Source organism: Actinokineospora spheciospongiae (assembly GCF_003182415.1).
In the GTDB taxonomy this organism is placed as follows: Bacteria; Actinomycetota; Actinomycetes; order Mycobacteriales; family Pseudonocardiaceae; genus Actinokineospora; species Actinokineospora spheciospongiae.
Window position 1 is genome coordinate 200416 of the sequence record NZ_QHCP01000011.1, and the last position, 18952, is coordinate 219367.

Below are 18952 nucleotides of genomic sequence, written 5' to 3' on the forward strand. Positions count from 1 at the left end.
ATTCACAGCGTGCGCGCGCCCCGACCCCTCGCCGCGCTCCTGCGGCTGGTGGACCGGTTCGAGGAGCGGGGGGTGCACGTGCCCGGGGCCGACGACAACCGGGCCGTGGCGCCGTGGCGGGACTTCGGCTGGTTGATCGCCGCCTGGCTGGTCGGGGTCGGGCTGTTCGTCCTGTTCTTCGCCTTCGCCGCCTGAGGAACCGGGGAACCGCGGATCGCGGCCGTGGCGTCGATCACCCGGTGTGCGCCGCTGGTCACGGCTCGGCCACAGCACGACACCAGGTCCGACTCAACCCCGCATCCGCTGCGGCGGTGGACCGCGCCTGCCGTCATGGTGGAGTGCGCACACCCCCGCGTCCCCCTCCGCGAGAAAGGCACGTCCGGTGAAGCTCGCCCGTCTGACCGCGGCCGCCTGCGCGGCGCTGGTGGCCGTCGCGGGTTGCGGTGCGGACGACTCCGCCCCCACCCAGGCCCCGACCCCGCCGCCGACGACCCTCAGCGACAAGGTCGCCCGGTCCGGGGGCCCCGCCTCCCGCGGCGGCGAGCGGACCTCCCTCGGCTCCGGTCTGACCATCACCGTGTCCGAGGCGAAGTCGTTCGTGCCGACGAACTCGGCCTCGCCGCCCGCCGTGCGGGCGGTCGGGTTCGACATGGCGGTGGAGAACGACGGCCCGGCCCCCTACAAGCCGACGCTGCTGTCGCTGTCGGCCACCGCCAACGGCACCGCCACCCAGCAGGTCATCGACTCCACCCAGGGCTACACCGGCGTCGTCGGCGGCCCGGAGGTGAAGCCGGGTGAGACGCTGCGGTTCTCGGTGGCCTTCGCCGTGCCACAGGAGAAGACCTGGGTGCACATCGGCGCCGCGCCGGAGCCGGGGGCCGGGAGCGCGGTGACGGTGTTCAGCGAAACCGCCTGAGCCGGGCCCGCTAGCGTCCACGCCATGAGCGAGACAAAGCCGGTCCCCCCTGGACGACTCTCCGCGGGCGACCCCGCCCCCGACTTCACCCTCCCCGACAGCGAGGGCAACCAGGTTTCGCTGTCGGACTTCCGCGGCCGGTCCGTGGTCGTGTACTTCTACCCGGCCGCGGCGACGCCGGGGTGCACCAAGCAGGCGTGCGACTTCCGCGACAACCTGGCCGAGCTGGGTGAGGCGGGCTACGCCGTGCTCGGCATCTCCCCGGACAAGCAGGCGAAACTGGCCAAGTTCGTCGCCGACGAGGGCCTGACGTTCCCGCTGCTGTCCGACGCGGACAAGGCGGTCATGAACGCCTACGGCGCCTTCGGCGAGAAGACCATGTACGGCAAGACGGTCACCGGCGTGATCCGCTCCACCTTCGTCGTCGACCCGGAGGGTGTGCTGAGTCACGCCCAGTACAACGTGCGGGCCACCGGTCACGTCGCCAAGCTGCGCAAAGACCTCAAGATCTGATCCGGGGCAACCTCCCGGCCCGCCGCGGCGTAACGGCTCGCAGCACGGGGAAGTTGGGTTCCGGACGGGTCAACTTCCCCGGCCGGGGGTCGCGTTCTTCCGGGCATGCGCCGTTGGCTCCTGCTCCCCGTCCTCGCCCTCGCGGTCGGTTGCTCGACCACCCCGGACCCCGGCCCGACCGTGCTGGCCGCCCCGGTGATCGCCCTGCCCGCCCCGGCCGAGCAGGACACCGCCGCCCCGCTCCCACCCGCGACCACGGCGCCACCGCCGTCCGACAGACCCCGGCCGACGCCGTCCGGGCCCGCTCCGACGGCGTCGGCGGTGGTCGGTGCCGTGCGCGGGGTGGACCGGGCCGCCGAGGTGGGGCTGCTCGTGCTGGACCGGGAGACCGGCACCGAGGTCGTCTCGGCGCTGCCGGACCGGCGGTTCCGGTCGGCGTCGCTGGTCAAGCTGCTGATCGCGGTGGACGTGCTGGAGGCCGGGGCGGACACCGCGACCCGGAAGCAGGTCGCGCGGATGCTGCGGTTGTCCGACGACGACATCGCCAGCGCCCTGTGGGTGCGGCGGGGCGGCGCGGCGCTGGTCACCCGGGCCGCCCGGGCGATGGGCCTGCGCGACACCCGCCCGCCCGCCATCCCCGGCCGCTGGGGCGACGTGCTGCTGACCGCCCGGGACGTGGCCGGGATCTACACCCACGTGCTGGAGGCGCTGCCCGCCGCCGACCGCGCGCTGGTCGTCGACGCGCTGGCCGCCGCGCCCCGGTCCGCGGCGGACGGGTTCGACCAGCACTTCGGCATCCCGGACGGGCTGAGCGCGCCGTGGGCGGTGAAGCAGGGCTGGTCGGATTCGACGCGGGACATCGTCGTGCACAGCACCGGTCTGGTGGGGGCGGGGTGGCGCTACGTCGTCGTGCTGCTGACCGAGCACCCGCTGCGCACGGCCTGGTCCACGGCCGCGAAGTCGGTCACCGCCGGAGCCCGGACCCTGGACGCGGTGCTCCGATAAATTAGTTGTCAGTTGAACTATTTTTCTCGGTCGAGCGTTGTACCCGCATGAGCGGGTGGCGGAAGCGGCTGTCGGTGGCGAGCGTGGTGGTCGCGATCGCCGCGGGCCTGGGTGGTTCCACGGCCGAGGCGTGCCAACCGCCCGCTGCCGCCGTGGCTCCTGAGCAGGCCGCACCCGGCGCGGGGGCACCGGTCCCCCAAGCCCGAGCGCTCTCCGCCGACCCGGTGGTCCACGCCGTGCGGGGCGCGGTGGCGGGCGCCTCGGTGGGGCTCGTGGTGTGGGACGCGGAAACCGGTCAGACCGTGCTGTCCACCGGCGCGGACCGGGCGTTCCACTCGGCGTCGCTGGTGAAGCTGCTCGTGGCCGTGCGGGCCGCGGGCCACCCGGAGTACGCCACCCGCGTCGAGCGGATGCTGCGCGACAGCGACGACGACGCCGCCAGCGCCCTGTGGGGCCTGCTCGGCGGCGACGCGCTCCCCACGACCGCCGCGGCCGAGATCGGCACCGCAGGCGTCACCGACCCGGACATCGCGGGCCGCTGGGGCAACACCCTGCTCACCCCCGACGCCGTGCTGGCCACCTACCGGTACCTGATGGCGGAACTGCCCGAACTGCTGGCCCCGCTGGCCGCCGCGCCGCAGCTCGCCGCGGACGGCTTCGACCAGCACTTCGGCATCCCGGCCGCCTTCGACGACTGGGCGGTCAAGCAGGGGTGGGGCAACGGCAGCGGCTTCACCGCCGTGCACTCCACCGGTGTCGTCGCCGACCGGTACGTGGTCGTGCTCATGGCCGAGTTCCCGGCGGGCACCGGGTTCAGCGCCGGGGCGGCAGCCGTGACCGCCGGGGCGCAGGCCCTGGCCGCGCTGCTGAGCGCCTAGCGCGCGATCACTGGGCCAGCACGCGCAGGTACGGGACCAGCAGCCGCAGGGCGCGGCCGCGGTGGGAGACGGCGTCCTTCTCCTCCGGTGCCATCTCCGCCGAGGAGCGGGTCCCGCCCTCGGGCACGAAGATCGGGTCGTAGCCGAAGCCGTTGGTGCCGCGCGGTTCCCGGCTGATCGTGCCGCGCCACTCGCCGCGCAGGGTGGTCTCGGTGCCGTCCGGGAGGACGAAGGCGACCACGCAGACGAAGCCGCCGCCGCGCCGCTCGTCGGGCACGTCGGTGAGCTGACCCAGGAGCAGGTCGAGGTTGGCCTGGTCGTCGCCGTGCCTGCCGGACCAGCGGGCGGAGAGGACCCCGGGCATGCCGTTGAGGGCGTCGACGGTGACGCCGGAGTCGTCGGCGATGACCGGGAGGCCGGTTTCGCGGACCGCGTCGCGGGCCTTGGCCAGGGCGTTCTCCTCGAACGTGGCCCCCGTTTCGGGGGCGTCGGGGAACTCGGGGAGGTCGGCGAGGCCGACGATCTCCACCCCGTGCACGTTCTCGGCCACCAGGATGCGCCGCAACTCGGCCAGCTTCTTCTGGTTGCGGGTGGCGAGCAGGACCCGGCTCACTTGCCCGCCTTCGGCTGGGTGGACTTGGCGGGCTTCGGTTCGGGCAGGGTGCCGGGATACGGCAGGGCCAGTGCCTCGGCCTGCACGCGGTTGATCTCCGCGCACCCCTGCAGCGCCAGGTCGACCATCTTGTCCAGGGTGGAGCGGGCGAACGTGGCGCCCTCGCCGGTGCCCTGCACCTCGATCAGGGTGCCCGCGTCGGTGGCGACGACGTTCATGTCGACCTCCGCGCGCGAGTCCTCCTCGTAGGGCAGGTCCAGGCGGATGCGGCCGCCGACCACGCCGACGCTGACCGCAGACACCGCGCAGGACAGCGGCTGCGGGTCGGCGAGCCTGCCGCCCGCGGCCAGCCAGGTGACCGCGTCGGCGAGGGCGACGTAGGCGCCGGTGATGGCCGCGGTGCGGGTGCCGCCGTCGGCCTGGATCACGTCGCAGTCGAGGTGGATGGTGTTCTCGCCGAGCGCGGCCAGGCCGATGCAGGCGCGCAGGGAGCGGCCGATGAGCCTGCTGATCTCGTGCGTGCGGCCGCCGACGCGGCCCTTGACCGACTCGCGGTCGCTTCGGGTGTTGGTGGCCGACGGGAGCATCGCGTACTCGGCGGTGACCCAGCCGAGCCCGGAGCCCTTGCGCCAGCGCGGCACGCCCTCGGTGACGCTGGCCGCGCAGAGCACCCTGGTGCGGCCGAACTCCACGAGCACCGAGCCCGCGGGCCAGTCCTGGTAGCCGCGGGTGATCTTGATGTCCCGGAGCTGGTCGTCGTTCCTGCCATCGCTTCTCACCACGTCGGCCAGCCTAGATGGGCCACTCAGACCTCGTAGCTCGCGCCCTGCCGGACGATCACCACATCGCCCCGGTAGGCCGCCCTGGCCTCGGCGAGGACGGCCGCGGAGTCGGTCCACGGGGGGATGTGGGTGAGCAGCAGCCTGCCCACCCCGGCCTGCGCGGCGATCTCGCCCGCCTCCCGGCCGGACAGGTGCAGGTCGGGGATCACCGCGCCGGAGTGCGTCCAGGACGCCTCGGCGAGGAGCGTGTCGACGTCGTGCACCAGGTCGGGGAGCACGGCGTTGACCCCGGTGTCGCCGGTGTAGCCCAGGCTCCGGCCGCCGTGGCTGATCCGGAAGCTGTAGGACTCGCACGGGTGCGCGGCCGGGGCCGCGACGACCTCGAACGGGCCGACCTGGAACTTGCCGGTGTTCAGCGGCACGAAGTCGTAGACGTCGGACAGGTTGGTGACCTGCCGGTCGGCCTCGTCGGTGCCGTACTGCGCGCTGAACCGGGTCGGTGCCTCCGCGGGGGCGTGCACCGGCAGCTTGTTCGCCCGCGGGTCGATCGTCGGCGCCGGGTGGTAGCGGCGGTAGACGCTCAGCGCGGAGAAGTCGGCGCAGTGGTCGGCGTGCAGGTGCGAGAACAGCAGGGCGTCGAGCTCGAACGGGTCGCGCAGGGCTTGCAGCGCGGAGAAGGTCCCGTTGCCGAGTTCGACGCCGAGCAGGAACCCCTCGGCCTCCAACAGGTAGCCGGAGGCGGGGGCACCGGGTCCGGGGACGCTCCCGGAACAGCCGAGGACGGTCAGCAGCACGTCGGACAGCCTGTCACACGCGGGGCCCTCCGCACGATCACCGGATGGCCGAGGGGGCCACCCCGGCCAGTTCCGGGCCGAGGAACCGGCGGGCCAGGCGGTGGAACGGTTCAGCCTCCCCGGTGGTCCGGAACTCGTGCGGCCCGGGGTCGCCCTCCTCGGCCACCTGACCACGTTCGGTGAGCACCCGGAAGACGTCCTTGGCGCACTCCTCGGCGCTCGACACCAGGGTCACGTCGGGTCCCATCACCACTTGGATGAGGCCGGTGAGCAGCGGGTAGTGCGTGCAGCCGAGGACCACGGTGTCGACCTCGGCCTGCTGGAGGGGTTCGAGGTAGGTCTGCGCCAGGCCGAGGATCTGGCGGCCCGCGGTCACACCGCGTTCCACGAAGTCGACGAACCGGGGGCAGGCCGAACCGGTCACGGTGATGCCCGCGGCGGCGGCGAACGCGTCGTCGTAGGCGCGGGACCGAATCGTTCCAGCGGTTCCGATCACTCCGACCCGCCCGGACCGGGTGGCGGCCGCGGCCCGCCGGGTGGCCGGGACGATCACCTCGACCACGGGCACGTCGTAGCGTTCGCGGGCGTCACGCAGGCAGGCCGCCGAGGCCGTGTTGCAGGCGATGACGAGCATCTTGACCCCGTCGGCGACAAGGCCGTCGGCGATGTCCAGCGCGCGGGCGCGGACCTCGGCGATGGGCTTGGGGCCGTACGGGCTGTGCGCGGTGTCGCCGACGTAGCGCAGCCGCTCGTGCGGGAGCTGGTCGAGGATGGCGCGGGCGACGGTCAGCCCGCCCACCCCGGAGTCGAAGATCCCGATCGGCGCGCTCACGCCGGGAACACCGGGGGCGCGGTGGCCTGCCGCTTGGCGACCCCCTTGTTCGCCCGCGCGACGAACCAGGCCGCGAGGACACCGCCGACCGCCCCGAACAGGTGCCCCTGCCAGGAGATCCCCTGGTTGCCCGGCAGCACCCCGAACAGCATCGTGCCCCAGTACAGCAGCAGCGCGGCGGCGACGCCGAGCTGCACCGCGCTGCGGTTGAACAGGCCGCGGACCAGCAGGAACAGCAGCCAGCCGAAGCAGATCCCGGACGCGCCGACGGTGACGCCCGGCGCGCCGGTCAGCCACACGCCGACCCCGGAGACGACCCAGATGGTGGCGGTCACCGCGACCCACTGGCCCAGCCCGTTGGCCATGGCCAGGAAGCCGAGCACGAGGAACGGGAGCGTGTTGCCGATCAGGTGCCCCCAGCCGCCGTGCAGCAGGGGCGCCCACAGGATGCCGTCGAGCCCGGACACCGAGCGCGGGATGATCCCGTTCTGGTCGAGCTGCGCGGGCAGGATGACGTCGACCAGCTCCACCAGGTAGAGCAGCGCGGTGAACGCCCCGATCACGATCCCGGCCTGAGCCGGGTTCGGCGGCAGGACGCGGGCCGAGGGGGCCTTGACGGGCGAAGTGCTCACGGTTCGAGGCTACGTGTTTTCCGCACCCCGGGTATCCGGGACGATCCCGAGACCGGCCCCGGGGCGCACCGCTCCCCGACGCGTCAGATCAGGCCCAGTTCGCGGGCCCGGACACCCGCCTGGAACCGGGTCTCGGCGCCGAGGGCGGCCATCAGCTCGGCCACCCGGCGCCGGTAGGTGCGCACGGACAGGCCGACGGTGCGGGCGGCGGTCTCGTCCTTGGCGCCCGCGGCCAGCGCCTCCAGCACCCGTGGCGCCAGCGCCCGCAGGTCGGTCCGGTCGGCGTCCCACAGCTCCAGCGGGGCGGCGGTGGCCCACGCGGTGTCGAACAGCGAGGCGATGCCCTGCACGACCTCGGGCACCGTGACGACGCTGTAGCCGCGCGGGCCGTGCGCGGTGTCGCCCGCCAGGACGGCCACCCTGCGGTCGATCAGGACCGTCTCGTTCACCTCGCGCTCGGGCACCCGCACTTCGGCGCCGAGGTCGGCCATGGTGTGCGCGTAGCCCGCGAAGGCCGGGTCGAGCAGCAGGCCCGCGCGGTAGAGCTTGCAGACCCGCACCCCCGGCGGGAACCGGGTGGCGGGCACCGACGCGGTGCGCGTGACCACCCAGGAGAAGAGCTGGTCGACGGCGCAGCTGATCTCGGTGCGCGCGTGCGCGAAGGCGTGCGCCAGCCACGGGTACAGCTCCTGCTCGCCGCGCACGACGGTGATCCCCGATGTCGTCATCACCTCCAGTCTGCACCTGGAGCGGCACCAGGTCGGGAGCGAGTCCGGTGGCAGAGTCCTGCCAAAGCGAGCCCTCCCGCGCGGGAGGGGGCATGGTGGAGGCCATGCAGAAGAACGGGAAGCTCGGGGCGGCCGAGGTCGGCCGCATCGGGTACGGAGCGATGCAGTTGGCGGGCCCGCACGTGTTCGGGCCGCCGGAGGACCGCGACGCCGCGGTGGCCGTGCTGCGGCGGGCGATCGAACTGGGTGTGCGGCACCTGGACACCTCGGACTACTACGGCCCGTACGTGGTGAACGAGATCATCGCCGAGGCCCTGCGGCCCTACCCCGACGACCTGGTGCTGGTCACCAAGGTGGGTGCGCGCCGCGACGCGCAGGGCGGGTGGCCGGAGGCGCTGGAGGCCGACGACCTGCGGCTGGCCGTCCGGGAGAACCTGGACCGCCTCGGGGTGGACAGCATCGACGTGGTCAACCTGCGGATGCCCGGGTTGACCGGCCCGGTGGAGCGCTCGCTCGCCGAGCCGTTCGGGGTGCTGGCCGAGCTGCGCGAGCAGGGGCTCATCAAGGAGCTGGGTGTCAGCAACGTCACCGCCGCGCAGCTCACCGAGGCGCGGTCGATCGCGCCGGTGGTGTGCGTGCAGAACCTGTTCAACGTCGTCGACCACGGCGACGACGCGCTGGTGGACGAGACCGCGGAGCTGGGCATCGCCTACGTGCCGTTCTTCCCGCTCGGCGGGTTCACCCCGATCCAGGCCGAGGCCCTGAACCGGGTCGCCGCGCGCCACGGCGCCACCGACCGGCAGGTCGCGCTGGCCTGGCTGCTGCACCGGTCGCCGAACATCCTGCTGATCCCGGGCACCTCGTCGATCGCGCACCTGGAGTCCAACCTGGCCGCGGGCGACATCGAGCTGACCGAGGATGACCTGGCCGACCTCACCCTGTGAACCGACGACCCGGCCCTGGCCGCTGGTCGGCCAGGGCCAGGTCGACGGCGAGTTCGGCGTGCAGGCGGGTGGTCGGGAACACCGGCACCGGGCTGTCCCGGGCGGACACCAGCAGCTCGATCTCGGTGCACCCCAGGACCACCCCCCGCGCGCCCCGCTCGACCAGCCTGCCGATCACCTCGCGGTAGACCTGCCTGGACGACTCCTCGACGACCCCGAGCACCAGCTCCTTGTAGATGATCCGGTGCACCTCGGCGCGGTCGGCGGCGCCCGGGGTGAGCACGTCGAGGCCATGCGCGGCGAGCCTGCCGGTGTAGAAGTCCTGCTCCATGGTGAAGGCGGTGCCGAGCAGGCCGACGGAGGTCAGGCCCGCCGCGGTCACGGCCTCGGCGGTCGCGTCGGCCAGGTGCAGCAGCGGCACGCCGAGCCCGTCGGTGATGTGGTCGGCGACCTTGTGCATGGTGTTGGTGCACAGGACGACGACCTCGGCCCCCGCCCGCACCAGCGCCCGGGCCGCGTCCGCGAGCACCGCGGCGGCGTCGTCCCAGCGGCCCTCGACCTGCATCCGCTCGATCTCGGCGAAGTCCACCGAGTACAGCACGCACCGCGCCGAGTGCAGCCCGCCCAGCCGCTCCCGCACGCGCTCGTTGACGATCCGGTAGTACTCCGCCGAGGACTCCCAGCTCATCCCGCCCAGCAGGCCGATCACCTTCATGGCGGCCATTGTGCCCGGGTTCAGGCCAGGGATCGGGACAGGCGCACCAGGCTCTCGGCCATGGTCCGCCCGATCGCCGCCGCGCCGAACAGGTGCAGGGCGATCGCCCGGCCCGCGCCCGCCGGGGTCAGGGTCTGCGCGAGGCGCACCCGGGTCGCGCCGCCCTGCGCGGTCAGCTCCACCCGGAACACCACGCCGGTGGCCCGCACCGGGGCCGGGTCGCCGTCGAGGCGTTCGGCCCGGTGCGCCCAGGCGATCACCCGCTCCGGGGTGAACTCCACGACCTCCTGGTCGACCTCCTGCCTGCGCCCCTCGAACCGGGCGTGCTGCACCCGCGCCTCACCGAGGCCGGAGCCGGACACCACGTCCACCCGGTCGGCGAAGCTGAACCAGTCGGGCAGGCGTGCCGCGTCGGAGACCACCGGCCACACCTCGGTGACCGGGGCGTCGACCACCGCGGTGCGGGAGATTGTCGGCATGACCGGCCACCCTAGGACACGGCGGGCGACCCCGGGGCACGGCGGTCAGGCCCAGAGGTGCCCGTCCAGCCGCTCGGCAGCCTCGTCGAGGCTGCCGCTGTAGGCGCCGGTGGACAGGTACTTCCAGCCGCCGTCGCAGACGATGAAGACGATGTCGGCCTCCCCGCCCCGGTTGGCGACCTTCTCCGCGACCGACAGCGCCGCGTGCAGGATCGCGCCGGTGGAGATGCCCGCGAAGATGCCCTCGGTCTCCAGGAGCTGGCGGGTGCGGCGCAGCGCGTCGTAGGAGCCGACCGAGTAGCGGCCGGTCAGCACCTCGGGGTCGTACAGCTCCGGCACGAACCCCTCGTCGAGGTTGCGCAGGCCGTAGACCAGCTCGCCGTAGCGCGGCTCGGCCGCCACGATCTCCACGTCCGGCTTCTGCTCACGCAGGTACCGGCCCACCCCCACCAGCGTGCCGGTGGTGCCCAGCCCGGCGACGAAGTGGGTGATCGACGGCAGGTCGCGCAGGATCTCCGGGCCGGTGCCGCGGTAGTGCGCGCCGACGTTGTCCGGGTTGCCGTACTGGTAGAGCATCACCCAGTCCGGGTGCTCCTTGGCCAGCTCCTTCGCCCGGCGGACGGCCTCGTTCGAGCCGCCCGCCGCGGGCGAGAAGACGATCCTGGCCCCGTAGGCCTGCAGGAGCGTCCTGCGCTCCTCGGAGGTGTTCTCCGGCATCACGCAGACCAGCCCGTAGCCCTTGAGCTTGGCGGCCATGGCCAGCGAGATGCCGGTGTTGCCCGAGGTGGGCTCCAGGATGGTGTTGCCGGGCAGCAGCACCCCGTCGCGCTCCGCGGCGGTGATCATGGCCAGCGCGGGCCGGTCCTTGATCGAGCCGGTCGGGTTGCGGTCCTCGAGCTTGGCCCACAGCCGCACGTCCGCCGACGGCGACAGCCGCGGCAGCCCGACCAGTGGGGTGTCGCCGAGCGCGTCGAGCAGTGAGTCGTAGCGGGCCATCGGAACAACCTCCCGGCGGGGTTTAGCGCGAGCCGCCGGCCACGGCGGGGAGGATGGTCACGTTGTCGCCGTCGGCGACCTTGGCGTCGAGGCCACCGGCGAAGCGCACGTCCTCGTCGTTGACGTAGACGTTGACGAACCGGTGCAGGGCGCCGTCCTTGACCAGGCGCTGCTTGAGGCCGCCGTGGTTGGCCTCCAGGTCGTCGATGACCTCGGCGAGGGTGGTGCCCGCGGCGGGGACCGACTTCTCCCCACCGGTGTGCGTGCGCAGGATGGTCGGGATCGAGACCGTGATGGCCATGGTGGAACCTCCGGGGTGTGCCAGTGCTACAGGGGAAGACGTGCGGGACCGCGCCCGGTATTCCTGGGTGCGCGGTTGATCACTGCGCGGTTGATCACTGTTCGGGTGCGTCGTCCGGGCCGGTGTGGGCGAACCGGTAGGACTCGACCACCTCGATCGGCTCCTCGGTGATCTCCCCGTCGACGATCCGGTAGGACCGCAGTTCGTGCTCCTGCGGGTCCCGGGTGGAGACCAGCACGTAGTGGGCGAACGGCTCGGAGGCGTAGGAGACGTCCGTGCGCGACGGGTAGGCCTCGGTGGCCGTGTGCGAGTGGTAGACCACCACCGGCACCTCGTCGTTGGCGGCCATCTCGCGGTACAGCCGGAGCAGGTCCGCGGAGTCGAACTCGTAGAACGTGGGCGAGCGGGCGGCGTTGAGCATCGGGATGAACCGCTCGGGGCGGTCCGAGCCGTCGTCGGGTCCCGCGATGACGCCACAGGCCTCGTCCGGGTGGTCCCGGCGGGCGTGGGCGACCAGCGCGTCCACGAGGTCTCGGCGGATCGTCAGCACGGCGCCCATCCTACTGGGTGGTTACCGGTCTCCCAGTCCGTGAGAGTTCATCACGTCGGCGCAGCTCAGCGGCGCAGCGCCTGGTAGGCGGCCGTGACGCGGTCCGCCGCGGCGCCGCACAGGGCGTCCAGCTCCAGCGGCCCGGTCGGCGGCCCGGTGCCGGTGGCGGCGGCGAACACCGTGGTCGCGGCGTCCGGCGCCCCGGCGCGGACCAGGCCGTCGCGGGCGGAGATGGCCACCCGCCTGCACCGAGCCTTGTCCAGCTCGGCGTCCACCACCACGACCACGACAGCGCCCTCGACCAAGGCCGACACCCCGTCGACCGGCCACTCCCCGGCCGCCTGGCAGGCCAGGTACCCCGCCTCGGCGTCCGGCGCGGGCCCGCCGGGGTTGGTCGCGGCGGGCACGATCGGCACCACCTGCCCCGGCCCCTCCCCCACCCGGAAGCCCCGGTCGCGCTCGCGCAACCAGCGCAGCACCCCGTCGGCGGCGGCCAGCCCGGCGGGTCCGCCGGAGGCCACGCACACCGCGTCGACCCGGCCCACCAGGTTCTCCGGGGCCAGCACGTCCAGCTCCCGGGTGCCGGGCGCCCCGCCACGGGCGTCGACGCCGCCGACGGTGCCCTCGTCGAAGAGCACCACCAGCGCGCCGCCGTGCCTGCCGAGCCGGGCGGTCACCGGGTCAGTCCGACGAGAGGGCTTGCACCAGCGACTCCTGCACCCAGGTCAGCCAGTGGTAGACGGCCAGGTGCGGGCTGCGCGGGTCGTCGTCGGGCAGCTCCTCGGGCATGTCGTCGGTCACCTCGATGGCGGTGCCCAGCGCCAGCCGCACGTCGTTGAGCGCGCTGAGCCACGCGTCGGCCTGCTCCAGCGACAGCCGGACCTCGCCGCCGTGGGTCGGGCAGGTCCCCAGCACCACCGCGGCCACCCCGACCTTGACGTCGAGCAGGCCCGGCTCGTGCAGCGAGCGCAGCATGGCGGCCGAGTCCAGGTCCTCCTTCGACGGGTTGTCGTCGTCGAGGCGGTGGAAGTCGGGCAGCAGCCGCGACAGGATCGGGTCGTCCGGGGAGCTGGTCGGCCCGGTGCGGATGCCGGTCAGCTCGGCCAGCTCGTCCTGCGGGGTCTCCTCGACCCTGGCGCGCAGCATGTCGTCGATCTGCGAGACCAGGCCGCGCAGCACGGCGGCCTCCTGCTTGTCGATGTCGGCGAAGAGCTTGTCGCCCTTGCGCTTCCACGGCTTCACGAGGTGTGCTCCATCGTCGCCCACAGGCCCGCGGCGTGCAGCTTCGCCACGTCGCCCTCGACCTTCTCCTTGCTGCCCGAGGAGACGATCGCCTTGCCCTCGTGGTGCACGTCGAGCATCAGCTTGGTCGCCTGGTCGCGGCTGTAGGCGAAGAGTTTCTGGAACACGTAGGTCACGTACGACATCAGGTTGACCGGGTCGTTCCACACGACGGTCTGCCACGGGCGGTCCTCGGCCACCACCTCGGACCCGGCCGGGTCGGCCTGTGTCTGCTCCATGTCGACTGGCGCGGTCATGGGTCAATGGTGGCACGACCGGATTCACCGGGTTCAGCGGATCTTCATTCGAACGGAGTAGAACGTCACAGATCACTTCGGCGTCCACCGGACACACCGGACCGTTCGGCGCCCTAGGCTGCTCCGCATGGCTGGGACCACGGCACTGCTGACCGACCACTACGAGCTGACGATGCTGTCCGCGGCGCTGGCCGACGGCACGGCCTCCCGGCGCTGCGTCTTCGAGGCGTTCGCCCGCAAGCTGCCCGAGGGCAGGCGCTACGGGGTCGTCGGCGGCACCCGGCGCGTGGTGGACGCCATCACCGACTTCCGCTTCGGCCCCGAGGAGGTGGCCCACCTGCGGGCGACGGGCGTGGTCGACGAGACCACCCTGTCGTGGCTGGCGGACTACCGGTTCGGGGGAGACGTCGACGGCTACGCCGAGGGCGAGCTGTACTTCCCGGGCTCCCCGGTGCTGACCGTGCGCGGCACGTTCGCCGACGCGGTGGTCCTGGAGACGGTGGTGCTCTCGATCCTCAACCACGACAGCGCGATCGTCTCCGCGGCGGCGCGGATGGCGGGGGCGGCGAACGGGCGGCCGATCATCGAGATGGGCGGTCGGCGCACGCACGAGCGGGCCGCGGTGTCCGCGGCGCGGGCGGCGTACCTGGCCGGTTTCGGCACCACCTCGAACCTGGAGGCCGGGCGGAGCTGGTCGATCCCGACGTCGGGCACCTGCGCGCACGCGTTCACCCTGCTGCACGACAGCGAGAAGGAGGCGTTCGAGGCGCAGGTCGCCGCCCTCGGGGTGGGCACGACCCTGCTCGTGGACACCTACGACATCACCGCGGGCATCGAGACCGCGGTGGCGGTGGCGGGCCCGGAGCTGGGCGCGGTGCGCATCGACTCCGGCGACGTCGGCGTGCTGGCCCGCCAGGCCCGCGAGCAGCTCGACGCGCTGGGCGCCACCGGGACCCGGATCGTGGTCTCCGGCGACCTCGACGAGTACGCGATCGCCGCCCTGCGCGCGGAACCGGTCGACGCCTACGGCGTGGGCACCTCGGTGGTCACCGGCTCGGGCAGGCCGACCGCGGGCATGGTCTACAAGCTGGTCGAGGTCGAGGGGCGGCCGGTGGCCAAGCGCAGCTCGCACAAGGAGTCGCGCGGCGGCCGCAAGCTGGCCCTGCGCAGGCACAAGCCCACCGGCACCGCGCTGGAGGAGGTCGTCTACCCGGCCGAGGGGCCCGCCCCGGAGGCGGGCGAGCACGACCGGCCGCTGCAGATCCCGCTGATCAGGGGTGGACAGGTGGTCGAGGACCTGCCCACCCTGGAGGACAGCCGCAACCGGGTGCGGCAGGGGCTGGTCAGCCTGCCCTGGGAGGGCCTCAAGCTCTCGGCGGGCGAACCCGCCATCCCCACCGTCCACCTCACGCGGGAGCAGTCATGAACCGGCCGGGCAAGAACGCGCTGATCGTCGTCGACGTGCAGAACGACTTCTGCGAGGGCGGCTCGCTGGCAGTGCCGGGCGGGGCCGCGGTGGCCGCGGCGATCAGCGCGCACGTGGCGGCGGGCGGCTACGACCACGTCGTGGCCACCCGCGACTACCACGTCGACCCGGGCGGGCACTTCAGCGAAACCCCGGACTTCGTCGATAGCTGGCCGGTGCACTGCGTGGCCGGCACCCCGGGCAGCTCGTTCCACCCGGAGCTGGACGTCAGCCCGGTCGAGGCGGTCTTCTCCAAGGGCGCCTACGCCGCGGCGTACTCCGGTTTCGAGGGCGAGGGCCCCGGCGGCGCGTCGCTGACCGACTGGCTGCGCGCCCGGGGGGTGGACCGGGTGGACGTGGTCGGCATCGCCACCGACCACTGCGTCCGCGCCACCGCCCTGGACGCCGCCGCCGCGGGCTTCGCCGTCACCGTCCGCCTCGACCTCACCGCGGGTGTCGCCCCGCCCACGGTCGAGTCGGCCCTGGCCCAGCTCCGCTCCGCCGACGTCACCCTGGTGGGCACCGTCGGCTGACCCGCTCCCGTCAGGAGGCCGTTGCCATCGGCGGCCGGGCGCGCAGCACCCGGTCGAGCGCCGCGCACACCCGCGCGGCGGCGTAGCCGTCCCCGAACGGGTTCGCCCGGTCGCGGACGCGCAGCTCCCCGGAGAGCACCCGGTCGGCCGCGTCGAGGACGCGGGCCCGCTCGGTGCCCACGAGCCAGGCGCAGCCCGCGTCCACGGCCTCCCGGCGCTCGGTGCTGTCGCGGGTGAGCAGCACCGGCACGCCGAAGGTGGGCGCCTGCTCCTGGATGCCGCCGGAGTCGGTCAGCACCAGCTCGGCGCGGCGCAGCAGCCAGACCAGGTCGGGGTGGTCCAGCGGCTCGGTGACGGTGACCGCCGGGTGCCCGCCGAGCGCGGCGGCGACCTGCGCGCGGACGCCCGGGTTGGGGTGCGCGGGCAGCACCGCGCGCACCCCGCGGTGGCGTTCGAGCAGCGAGCGCACGGCGCCGAGCACCCCGTCGAGCGGCGCCCCCCAGGACTCGCGGTGGTGCGGGGCGAGGAGCACCAGCCGGTCGGCCGTGCCCTCCAGCCCCCGCAGCACCGGGCTGGTGGGGCGCAGCCCGGACGCGGCGATCAGCCGGGCCGCGTCGACGGCCGTGCCGCCGGTGACGACGGTGGTGTCGGCGGGGACGTTCTCCGCGCGCAGCGCCGCCGCGGCGGCCGCGGTGGGCGCCAGGTGCAGCGCGGCGAGGCGGGCGACGAGCAGGCGGTTGCCCGCCTCCGGGGACGCGGTGCGCGGTCCCGCCTCCAGGTGCGCCACCGGGACACCGCGCCAGAACGCGGCGAGGGTGCCGCACAGGGCCGTGGTGGTGTCGCCCTGCACGACCACGGCGGCGGGGCGCACCCCGGCCAGCAGCGCGCCCAGCCGGGGCAGCAGCGCCGAGACCAGTTCGGCCTGCCCGCCCGCGCCCCGGCGCACCGGCAGCACCGCGTCGGGGGCCAGGCCGAACGGGGCCAGCGCCTGCTCGACCACGCCGACGTGCTGCCCGCTGTGCACGAGCACGGGACGCCTGCGCGGGTGCGCGGCCAGCTCCAGGGCGACGGGCGCGGCCTTGATCGCCTCGGAGCAGGTGCCCACCAGCACCAGGACGTCCTCACGCATGGCTCTTCCTCACCTCGCACGACAAGGCGCGGCCCCGGGCGGCCACCGCGTCCTCCCGAGGGGAACCGATCCATCCACAGTGGACATCCGGTCCGGGACCGCTCTTGCCCGGATCAACGACGGGACCCGGGTTGCGGAACGGGGTTTCGCCCGGAGGTGTGGTCCCCCGGCACGGGGTGCCGGGATTGCCCGGATCACCCCGCCGCACTACACGCACCGCTACCGCGCGCGTCACCCGATCCAGCGATGTTTTCCGGGTTCGCCGCACCACGATGATGTCGGACACACGCGTCACACGGGTGACGCCGACCCGTGGAGGACCCGTGGCACACCCGGAACCGGGCCCACCCCGGCGCGCGGCGGCCGAACCCCCGACCACCGCGCGCCCATCCCTCCACTTCGGACTTGACTGGCCCGGGTCGCGGACACCACCGCGGGCGACGCGCGAACCGGGGCGCGGGCGGTGAGCCCCGCGCTCCTCCTCGGCCTGACCCAGGCGCTCACGCTGGCGGCGGGCATCGCCTTCCTCTGCCACGCGGGCCTGGTCCTGCTCCCCCACCTGCGGCGCGGGCGTTCGGCCACCGGCGACGCGGACGCGCTGGAGTGGCACTTCCTGATCCCCTGCCGGGACCGCGAACCCGCCCTCGGCGACACGATCGGGTACCTCCGCGCCACGTTCCCCGCCGCCCACGTCTGGGTGATCACCGACCCCGGGGACGACACCGCGGCCGTCGTCACCCGCCTGCGCGGTCCCCGCCACGGCGGCGACCGCCACCTGCACCTGGCCCGCGGAGCGCGCACCGGCGGGGGAGCCGCCCTCGACACCGCCCACCGCGAACTGAAGTCCTGGATGGGCGCCCACGCCGACACCGACCGCACCGTCGTCGTGGTCCTCGACGCCGACAGCCGCCCCGCGGCGAACTCCCTCGATGTCTGCGCCGCCCACCACCTCTTCGGCGACCCCGCTGTCGGCGCCGTCCGGGTCGACGTGCGGGTGGTCGACCGGCGCACCCCGCCTGCCGTGGACAGCACCCTCCGCCACCGCTTCGGCTCAGCCCTGGCTCGCGTGCAGGACCTGGAGTCCCGCGGCCCCGTCGCCGCCCACCTGCGCTCCCTGGACCGCACCGGCACCCCGGGTCTCCCCGGCCAGTTCATCAGGATGACCGCCCTGGACTCCACCGCCGACGGCCCCGGCCCGTGGCGCGGCACGACGTCGGAGGACTCCGAACTCGGCACCCGCCTGGCGGGCAAGGGCTGGAAGACCGCGTTCACCGCGGACACCCACGTCGAGCAGGAGGCGCTGCCCGACCTGCGCCACCTCCTGGCCAAGCGGACCCGGTCCAACCAGGAAGCGCTGCGGCACATCCGCCACCTGCGCCGAATCCGGAACTCCGACCTGGGCCCCCTGACCACGGCGAAACTGGTGCGCCACCTCATCCGGCCGTGGACGAGCCCCCTCGCAGGCCTGGTCCGCCCGATCCCGTACCTGCTCCTGCTCGGCCACGTGGTGGGCAACCCGGCAGGCACCTGGACCTGGCTGACCGAAGGCGCGTGGGTCGCGTTCGCGGTGTACGGCGCCTCGGGCCTGCTGCCGTTCGCCGTCTGGGGCCCGATCCACCGCCACCACCACGAACCCGGCACCGGCTTCCCCAGGTCACTCGCCCACGGCTTGGCCTACGCGGTCTACGCCCGCACCGTCGACCTCACCTCGTGGCGAGCCGCGATCCGCCTGGCCCGGAGCCACAGCGGCGCACCGGGGACCCGAACCGCCAAGCGCCCGAACCTGGCGGCCGTGGCGCTCGAGCACTGAGCGGTGCCCGACCGTCAGCCCTGCGCGGCCGGGGTGCAGGTGACCGTGCCGACCAGCAGGGTGCCGCTCTCCGGGCCGCCCTCGGGGAAGAAGCGGATCTTGAGCGCGCTCACCGTGACCGACCTGTCCTCGCGGTCCGGGGCGCTCACCGCGTTGACGGTGACGGCCGCCAGCGGCGGGTCGGCGGCGGTGGCGCCCGGGACGGTGATCGTGTGGTTGACCGGGAAGAACCACGGCGTCGACAGCCCGCTGACGCCCGCCAGGGTCGCCGCGGAGCTGACGCTGCGGCCCATCGTGGTGCAGCCCGCGCTGAACCGGCGCACCGTGATCGTCGGGCCGCCGTGCGCCCGCAGCGCGTCGATCCGGAAGTCGCGCCCCTCGGCGAACGCCTTGGCCACGCCGGTGCCCCGGTCGGGGGTGCAGGTGGTCTTGCCGGGGCCGAAGCCGACCGGGCCGCTGTCCGCGGCGGTGCCCCCGGTCGTGGCGGTGGGCGGGCCGCCCGCGGTGGACGCGCCGTCGGAGGTGCACGGCGCCAGGGGCTCCACCTCCACCGCCTCGGCACCGAGGGTGGCGGTCCCGCCGCCCACCGAGGCTTCGGCGCGCGCCGGGGCCGGGGCGGCCGCGGCGGTCGGGGGTGCGGGCGGGGCGGCCACCGGGTCCGCCGCCGCGATCGCCGGGGCGCAGAACAGGGTGGACGCCAGGAACAGGGGCATCACAGCTCGCCGTGCCATTGCGGGTACCTCCATTCGGACCAGTGCCCCCAGTGCAGCCGAGCGACCACCCCGGCGCAGTGCCAGCC

At 74.0% G+C, this 18952-nt stretch carries 25 protein-coding genes; 9 read left to right on the top strand and 16 right to left on the bottom strand.

Going from position 1 to position 18952, the window contains the following annotated elements:
- Positions 1 to 9 precede the first annotated feature (9 nt).
- The 5 genes from DFQ13_RS25955 (at position 10) to DFQ13_RS25975 (ending at position 3312) form a co-directional block, all read left to right on the top strand.
- Positions 10 to 195: a hypothetical protein gene (locus DFQ13_RS25955; protein WP_035289442.1), complete on the top strand. Its 186-nt coding sequence runs from the start codon at positions 10 to 12 to the stop codon at positions 193 to 195.
- Positions 196 to 382: 187 nt separating this feature from the next.
- On the top strand, positions 383 to 916 hold the full coding sequence (locus DFQ13_RS25960) for a hypothetical protein (protein WP_052022007.1): 534 nt from the start codon (positions 383 to 385) through the stop codon (positions 914 to 916).
- 24 nt (positions 917 to 940) lie between these two features.
- Complete coding sequence (gene bcp, locus DFQ13_RS25965) at positions 941 to 1429, top strand: thioredoxin-dependent thiol peroxidase (protein ID WP_110081678.1); 489 nt, start codon at positions 941 to 943, stop codon at positions 1427 to 1429.
- Positions 1430 to 1534: 105 nt separating this feature from the next.
- On the top strand, positions 1535 to 2434 hold the full coding sequence (locus DFQ13_RS25970; protein WP_110081679.1) for a serine hydrolase: 900 nt from the start codon (positions 1535 to 1537) through the stop codon (positions 2432 to 2434).
- Between the two features lie 47 nt (positions 2435 to 2481).
- Positions 2482 to 3312, top strand: coding sequence for a serine hydrolase (locus DFQ13_RS25975; protein WP_110081680.1), 831 nt, complete (start codon positions 2482 to 2484; stop codon positions 3310 to 3312).
- 7 nt (positions 3313 to 3319) lie between these two features.
- On the opposite strand, the gene rdgB is transcribed toward DFQ13_RS25975, so the two are convergent.
- The 6 genes from rdgB to DFQ13_RS26005 form a co-directional block, all read right to left on the bottom strand.
- Positions 3320 to 3925: an RdgB/HAM1 family non-canonical purine NTP pyrophosphatase gene (rdgB, locus tag DFQ13_RS25980; RefSeq protein ID WP_035289448.1), complete on the bottom strand. Its 606-nt coding sequence runs from the start codon at positions 3923 to 3925 to the stop codon at positions 3320 to 3322.
- Positions 3922 to 4707, bottom strand: a complete 786-nt coding sequence (rph, locus tag DFQ13_RS25985) for a ribonuclease PH (RefSeq protein WP_035289450.1) — start codon at positions 4705 to 4707, stop codon at positions 3922 to 3924. Before rph ends, rdgB begins: the two co-directional genes overlap by 4 nt.
- A gap of 23 nt (positions 4708 to 4730) precedes the next feature.
- Entirely contained in the window at positions 4731 to 5501 is a 771-nt protein-coding gene (locus tag DFQ13_RS25990; protein WP_110081681.1) for an MBL fold metallo-hydrolase, read from the bottom strand.
- A 37-nt stretch (positions 5502 to 5538) separates the two neighbouring features.
- Complete coding sequence (gene murI, locus DFQ13_RS25995; RefSeq protein WP_035289455.1) at positions 5539 to 6333, bottom strand: glutamate racemase; 795 nt, start codon at positions 6331 to 6333, stop codon at positions 5539 to 5541.
- The gene (locus DFQ13_RS26000; RefSeq protein WP_110081682.1) at positions 6330 to 6965 is read right to left on the bottom strand and encodes a rhomboid family intramembrane serine protease; all 636 of its coding nucleotides are present in this window, start codon (positions 6963 to 6965) and stop codon (positions 6330 to 6332) included. Before DFQ13_RS26000 ends, murI begins: the two co-directional genes overlap by 4 nt.
- 83 nt (positions 6966 to 7048) lie before the next feature.
- A complete protein-coding gene (locus DFQ13_RS26005) occupies positions 7049 to 7693 on the bottom strand; it encodes a response regulator transcription factor (RefSeq protein ID WP_110081683.1) in 645 nt (214 codons plus the stop codon).
- Between the two features lie 92 nt (positions 7694 to 7785).
- Between DFQ13_RS26005 and DFQ13_RS26010 the strand changes: the two genes are divergently transcribed.
- On the top strand, positions 7786 to 8637 hold the full coding sequence (locus tag DFQ13_RS26010) for an oxidoreductase (RefSeq protein ID WP_110081684.1): 852 nt from the start codon (positions 7786 to 7788) through the stop codon (positions 8635 to 8637).
- On the opposite strand, the gene DFQ13_RS26015 is transcribed toward DFQ13_RS26010, so the two are convergent.
- From DFQ13_RS26015 to clpS, 8 genes are all read right to left on the bottom strand, one after another.
- The gene (locus DFQ13_RS26015; RefSeq protein ID WP_110081723.1) at positions 8627 to 9352 is read right to left on the bottom strand and encodes an aspartate/glutamate racemase family protein; all 726 of its coding nucleotides are present in this window, start codon (positions 9350 to 9352) and stop codon (positions 8627 to 8629) included. The genes DFQ13_RS26010 and DFQ13_RS26015 overlap by 11 nt on opposite strands.
- Before the next feature lie 20 nt (positions 9353 to 9372).
- Positions 9373 to 9831, bottom strand: a complete 459-nt coding sequence (locus DFQ13_RS26020) for an SRPBCC family protein (RefSeq protein ID WP_110081685.1) — start codon at positions 9829 to 9831, stop codon at positions 9373 to 9375.
- A 45-nt stretch (positions 9832 to 9876) separates the two neighbouring features.
- On the bottom strand, positions 9877 to 10827 hold the full coding sequence (locus DFQ13_RS26025) for a PLP-dependent cysteine synthase family protein (RefSeq protein ID WP_110081686.1): 951 nt from the start codon (positions 10825 to 10827) through the stop codon (positions 9877 to 9879).
- 22 nt (positions 10828 to 10849) lie between these two features.
- A complete protein-coding gene (locus tag DFQ13_RS26030) occupies positions 10850 to 11128 on the bottom strand; it encodes a MoaD/ThiS family protein (RefSeq protein WP_110081687.1) in 279 nt (92 codons plus the stop codon).
- A gap of 94 nt (positions 11129 to 11222) precedes the next feature.
- Positions 11223 to 11687, bottom strand: a complete 465-nt coding sequence (locus tag DFQ13_RS26035) for a Mov34/MPN/PAD-1 family protein (protein WP_110081688.1) — start codon at positions 11685 to 11687, stop codon at positions 11223 to 11225.
- A 56-nt stretch (positions 11688 to 11743) separates the two neighbouring features.
- Positions 11744 to 12355, bottom strand: coding sequence for a P1 family peptidase (locus tag DFQ13_RS26040; RefSeq protein ID WP_110081689.1), 612 nt, complete (start codon positions 12353 to 12355; stop codon positions 11744 to 11746).
- Between the two features lie 4 nt (positions 12356 to 12359).
- Positions 12360 to 12920: a DUF2017 domain-containing protein gene (locus DFQ13_RS26045; protein ID WP_110081690.1), complete on the bottom strand. Its 561-nt coding sequence runs from the start codon at positions 12918 to 12920 to the stop codon at positions 12360 to 12362.
- Entirely contained in the window at positions 12917 to 13216 is a 300-nt protein-coding gene (clpS, locus tag DFQ13_RS26050; RefSeq protein WP_035289478.1) for an ATP-dependent Clp protease adapter ClpS, read from the bottom strand. Before clpS ends, DFQ13_RS26045 begins: the two co-directional genes overlap by 4 nt.
- A gap of 127 nt (positions 13217 to 13343) precedes the next feature.
- Between clpS and DFQ13_RS26055 the strand changes: the two genes are divergently transcribed.
- Both DFQ13_RS26055 and DFQ13_RS26060 read left to right on the top strand, forming a co-directional pair.
- On the top strand, positions 13344 to 14642 hold the full coding sequence (locus DFQ13_RS26055; protein WP_035289481.1) for a nicotinate phosphoribosyltransferase: 1299 nt from the start codon (positions 13344 to 13346) through the stop codon (positions 14640 to 14642).
- On the top strand, positions 14639 to 15214 hold the full coding sequence (locus tag DFQ13_RS26060) for an isochorismatase family protein (RefSeq protein WP_110081691.1): 576 nt from the start codon (positions 14639 to 14641) through the stop codon (positions 15212 to 15214). Before DFQ13_RS26055 ends, DFQ13_RS26060 begins: the two co-directional genes overlap by 4 nt.
- 10 nt (positions 15215 to 15224) lie before the next feature.
- Here DFQ13_RS26060 and wecB read toward each other — a convergent pair whose 3' ends face one another.
- On the bottom strand, positions 15225 to 16343 hold the full coding sequence (gene wecB, locus DFQ13_RS26065) for a non-hydrolyzing UDP-N-acetylglucosamine 2-epimerase (protein ID WP_110081692.1): 1119 nt from the start codon (positions 16341 to 16343) through the stop codon (positions 15225 to 15227).
- Between the two features lie 463 nt (positions 16344 to 16806).
- On the opposite strand from wecB, the gene DFQ13_RS26070 reads away from it, so the two are divergent.
- A complete protein-coding gene (locus DFQ13_RS26070) occupies positions 16807 to 18153 on the top strand; it encodes a glycosyltransferase (protein WP_181400152.1) in 1347 nt (448 codons plus the stop codon).
- Positions 18154 to 18167: 14 nt separating this feature from the next.
- Here DFQ13_RS26070 and DFQ13_RS26075 read toward each other — a convergent pair whose 3' ends face one another.
- Complete coding sequence (locus DFQ13_RS26075; protein ID WP_146241363.1) at positions 18168 to 18884, bottom strand: hypothetical protein; 717 nt, start codon at positions 18882 to 18884, stop codon at positions 18168 to 18170.
- Positions 18885 to 18952 lie beyond the last annotated feature (68 nt).

What these genes read in the sequence shown, in the direction of transcription:
- DFQ13_RS25970 (WP_110081679.1), top strand. Translation starts at nt 1,535, where the DNA reads ATGCGCCGTTGGCTCCTGCTCCCCGTCCTCGCCCTCGCGGTCGGTTGC.
- clpS (WP_035289478.1), bottom strand. Translation starts at nt 13,216, where the DNA reads ATGACCGCGCCAGTCGACATGGAGCAGACACAGGCCGACCCGGCCGGG.
- wecB (WP_110081692.1), bottom strand. Translation starts at nt 16,343, where the DNA reads ATGCGTGAGGACGTCCTGGTGCTGGTGGGCACCTGCTCCGAGGCGATC.
- DFQ13_RS26060 (WP_110081691.1), top strand. Translation starts at nt 14,639, where the DNA reads ATGAACCGGCCGGGCAAGAACGCGCTGATCGTCGTCGACGTGCAGAAC.
- DFQ13_RS26075 (WP_146241363.1), bottom strand. Translation starts at nt 18,884, where the DNA reads ATGGCACGGCGAGCTGTGATGCCCCTGTTCCTGGCGTCCACCCTGTTC.
- DFQ13_RS26055 (WP_035289481.1), top strand. Translation starts at nt 13,344, where the DNA reads ATGGCTGGGACCACGGCACTGCTGACCGACCACTACGAGCTGACGATG.
- DFQ13_RS26035 (WP_110081688.1), bottom strand. Translation starts at nt 11,687, where the DNA reads ATGGGCGCCGTGCTGACGATCCGCCGAGACCTCGTGGACGCGCTGGTC.
- DFQ13_RS26010 (WP_110081684.1), top strand. Translation starts at nt 7,786, where the DNA reads ATGGTGGAGGCCATGCAGAAGAACGGGAAGCTCGGGGCGGCCGAGGTC.
- DFQ13_RS25975 (WP_110081680.1), top strand. Translation starts at nt 2,482, where the DNA reads ATGAGCGGGTGGCGGAAGCGGCTGTCGGTGGCGAGCGTGGTGGTCGCG.
- DFQ13_RS26005 (WP_110081683.1), bottom strand. Translation starts at nt 7,693, where the DNA reads ATGACGACATCGGGGATCACCGTCGTGCGCGGCGAGCAGGAGCTGTAC.
- DFQ13_RS26020 (WP_110081685.1), bottom strand. Translation starts at nt 9,831, where the DNA reads ATGCCGACAATCTCCCGCACCGCGGTGGTCGACGCCCCGGTCACCGAG.
- bcp (WP_110081678.1), top strand. Translation starts at nt 941, where the DNA reads ATGAGCGAGACAAAGCCGGTCCCCCCTGGACGACTCTCCGCGGGCGAC.
- DFQ13_RS26030 (WP_110081687.1), bottom strand. Translation starts at nt 11,128, where the DNA reads ATGGCCATCACGGTCTCGATCCCGACCATCCTGCGCACGCACACCGGT.
- DFQ13_RS26025 (WP_110081686.1), bottom strand. Translation starts at nt 10,827, where the DNA reads ATGGCCCGCTACGACTCACTGCTCGACGCGCTCGGCGACACCCCACTG.
- DFQ13_RS26015 (WP_110081723.1), bottom strand. Translation starts at nt 9,352, where the DNA reads ATGAAGGTGATCGGCCTGCTGGGCGGGATGAGCTGGGAGTCCTCGGCG.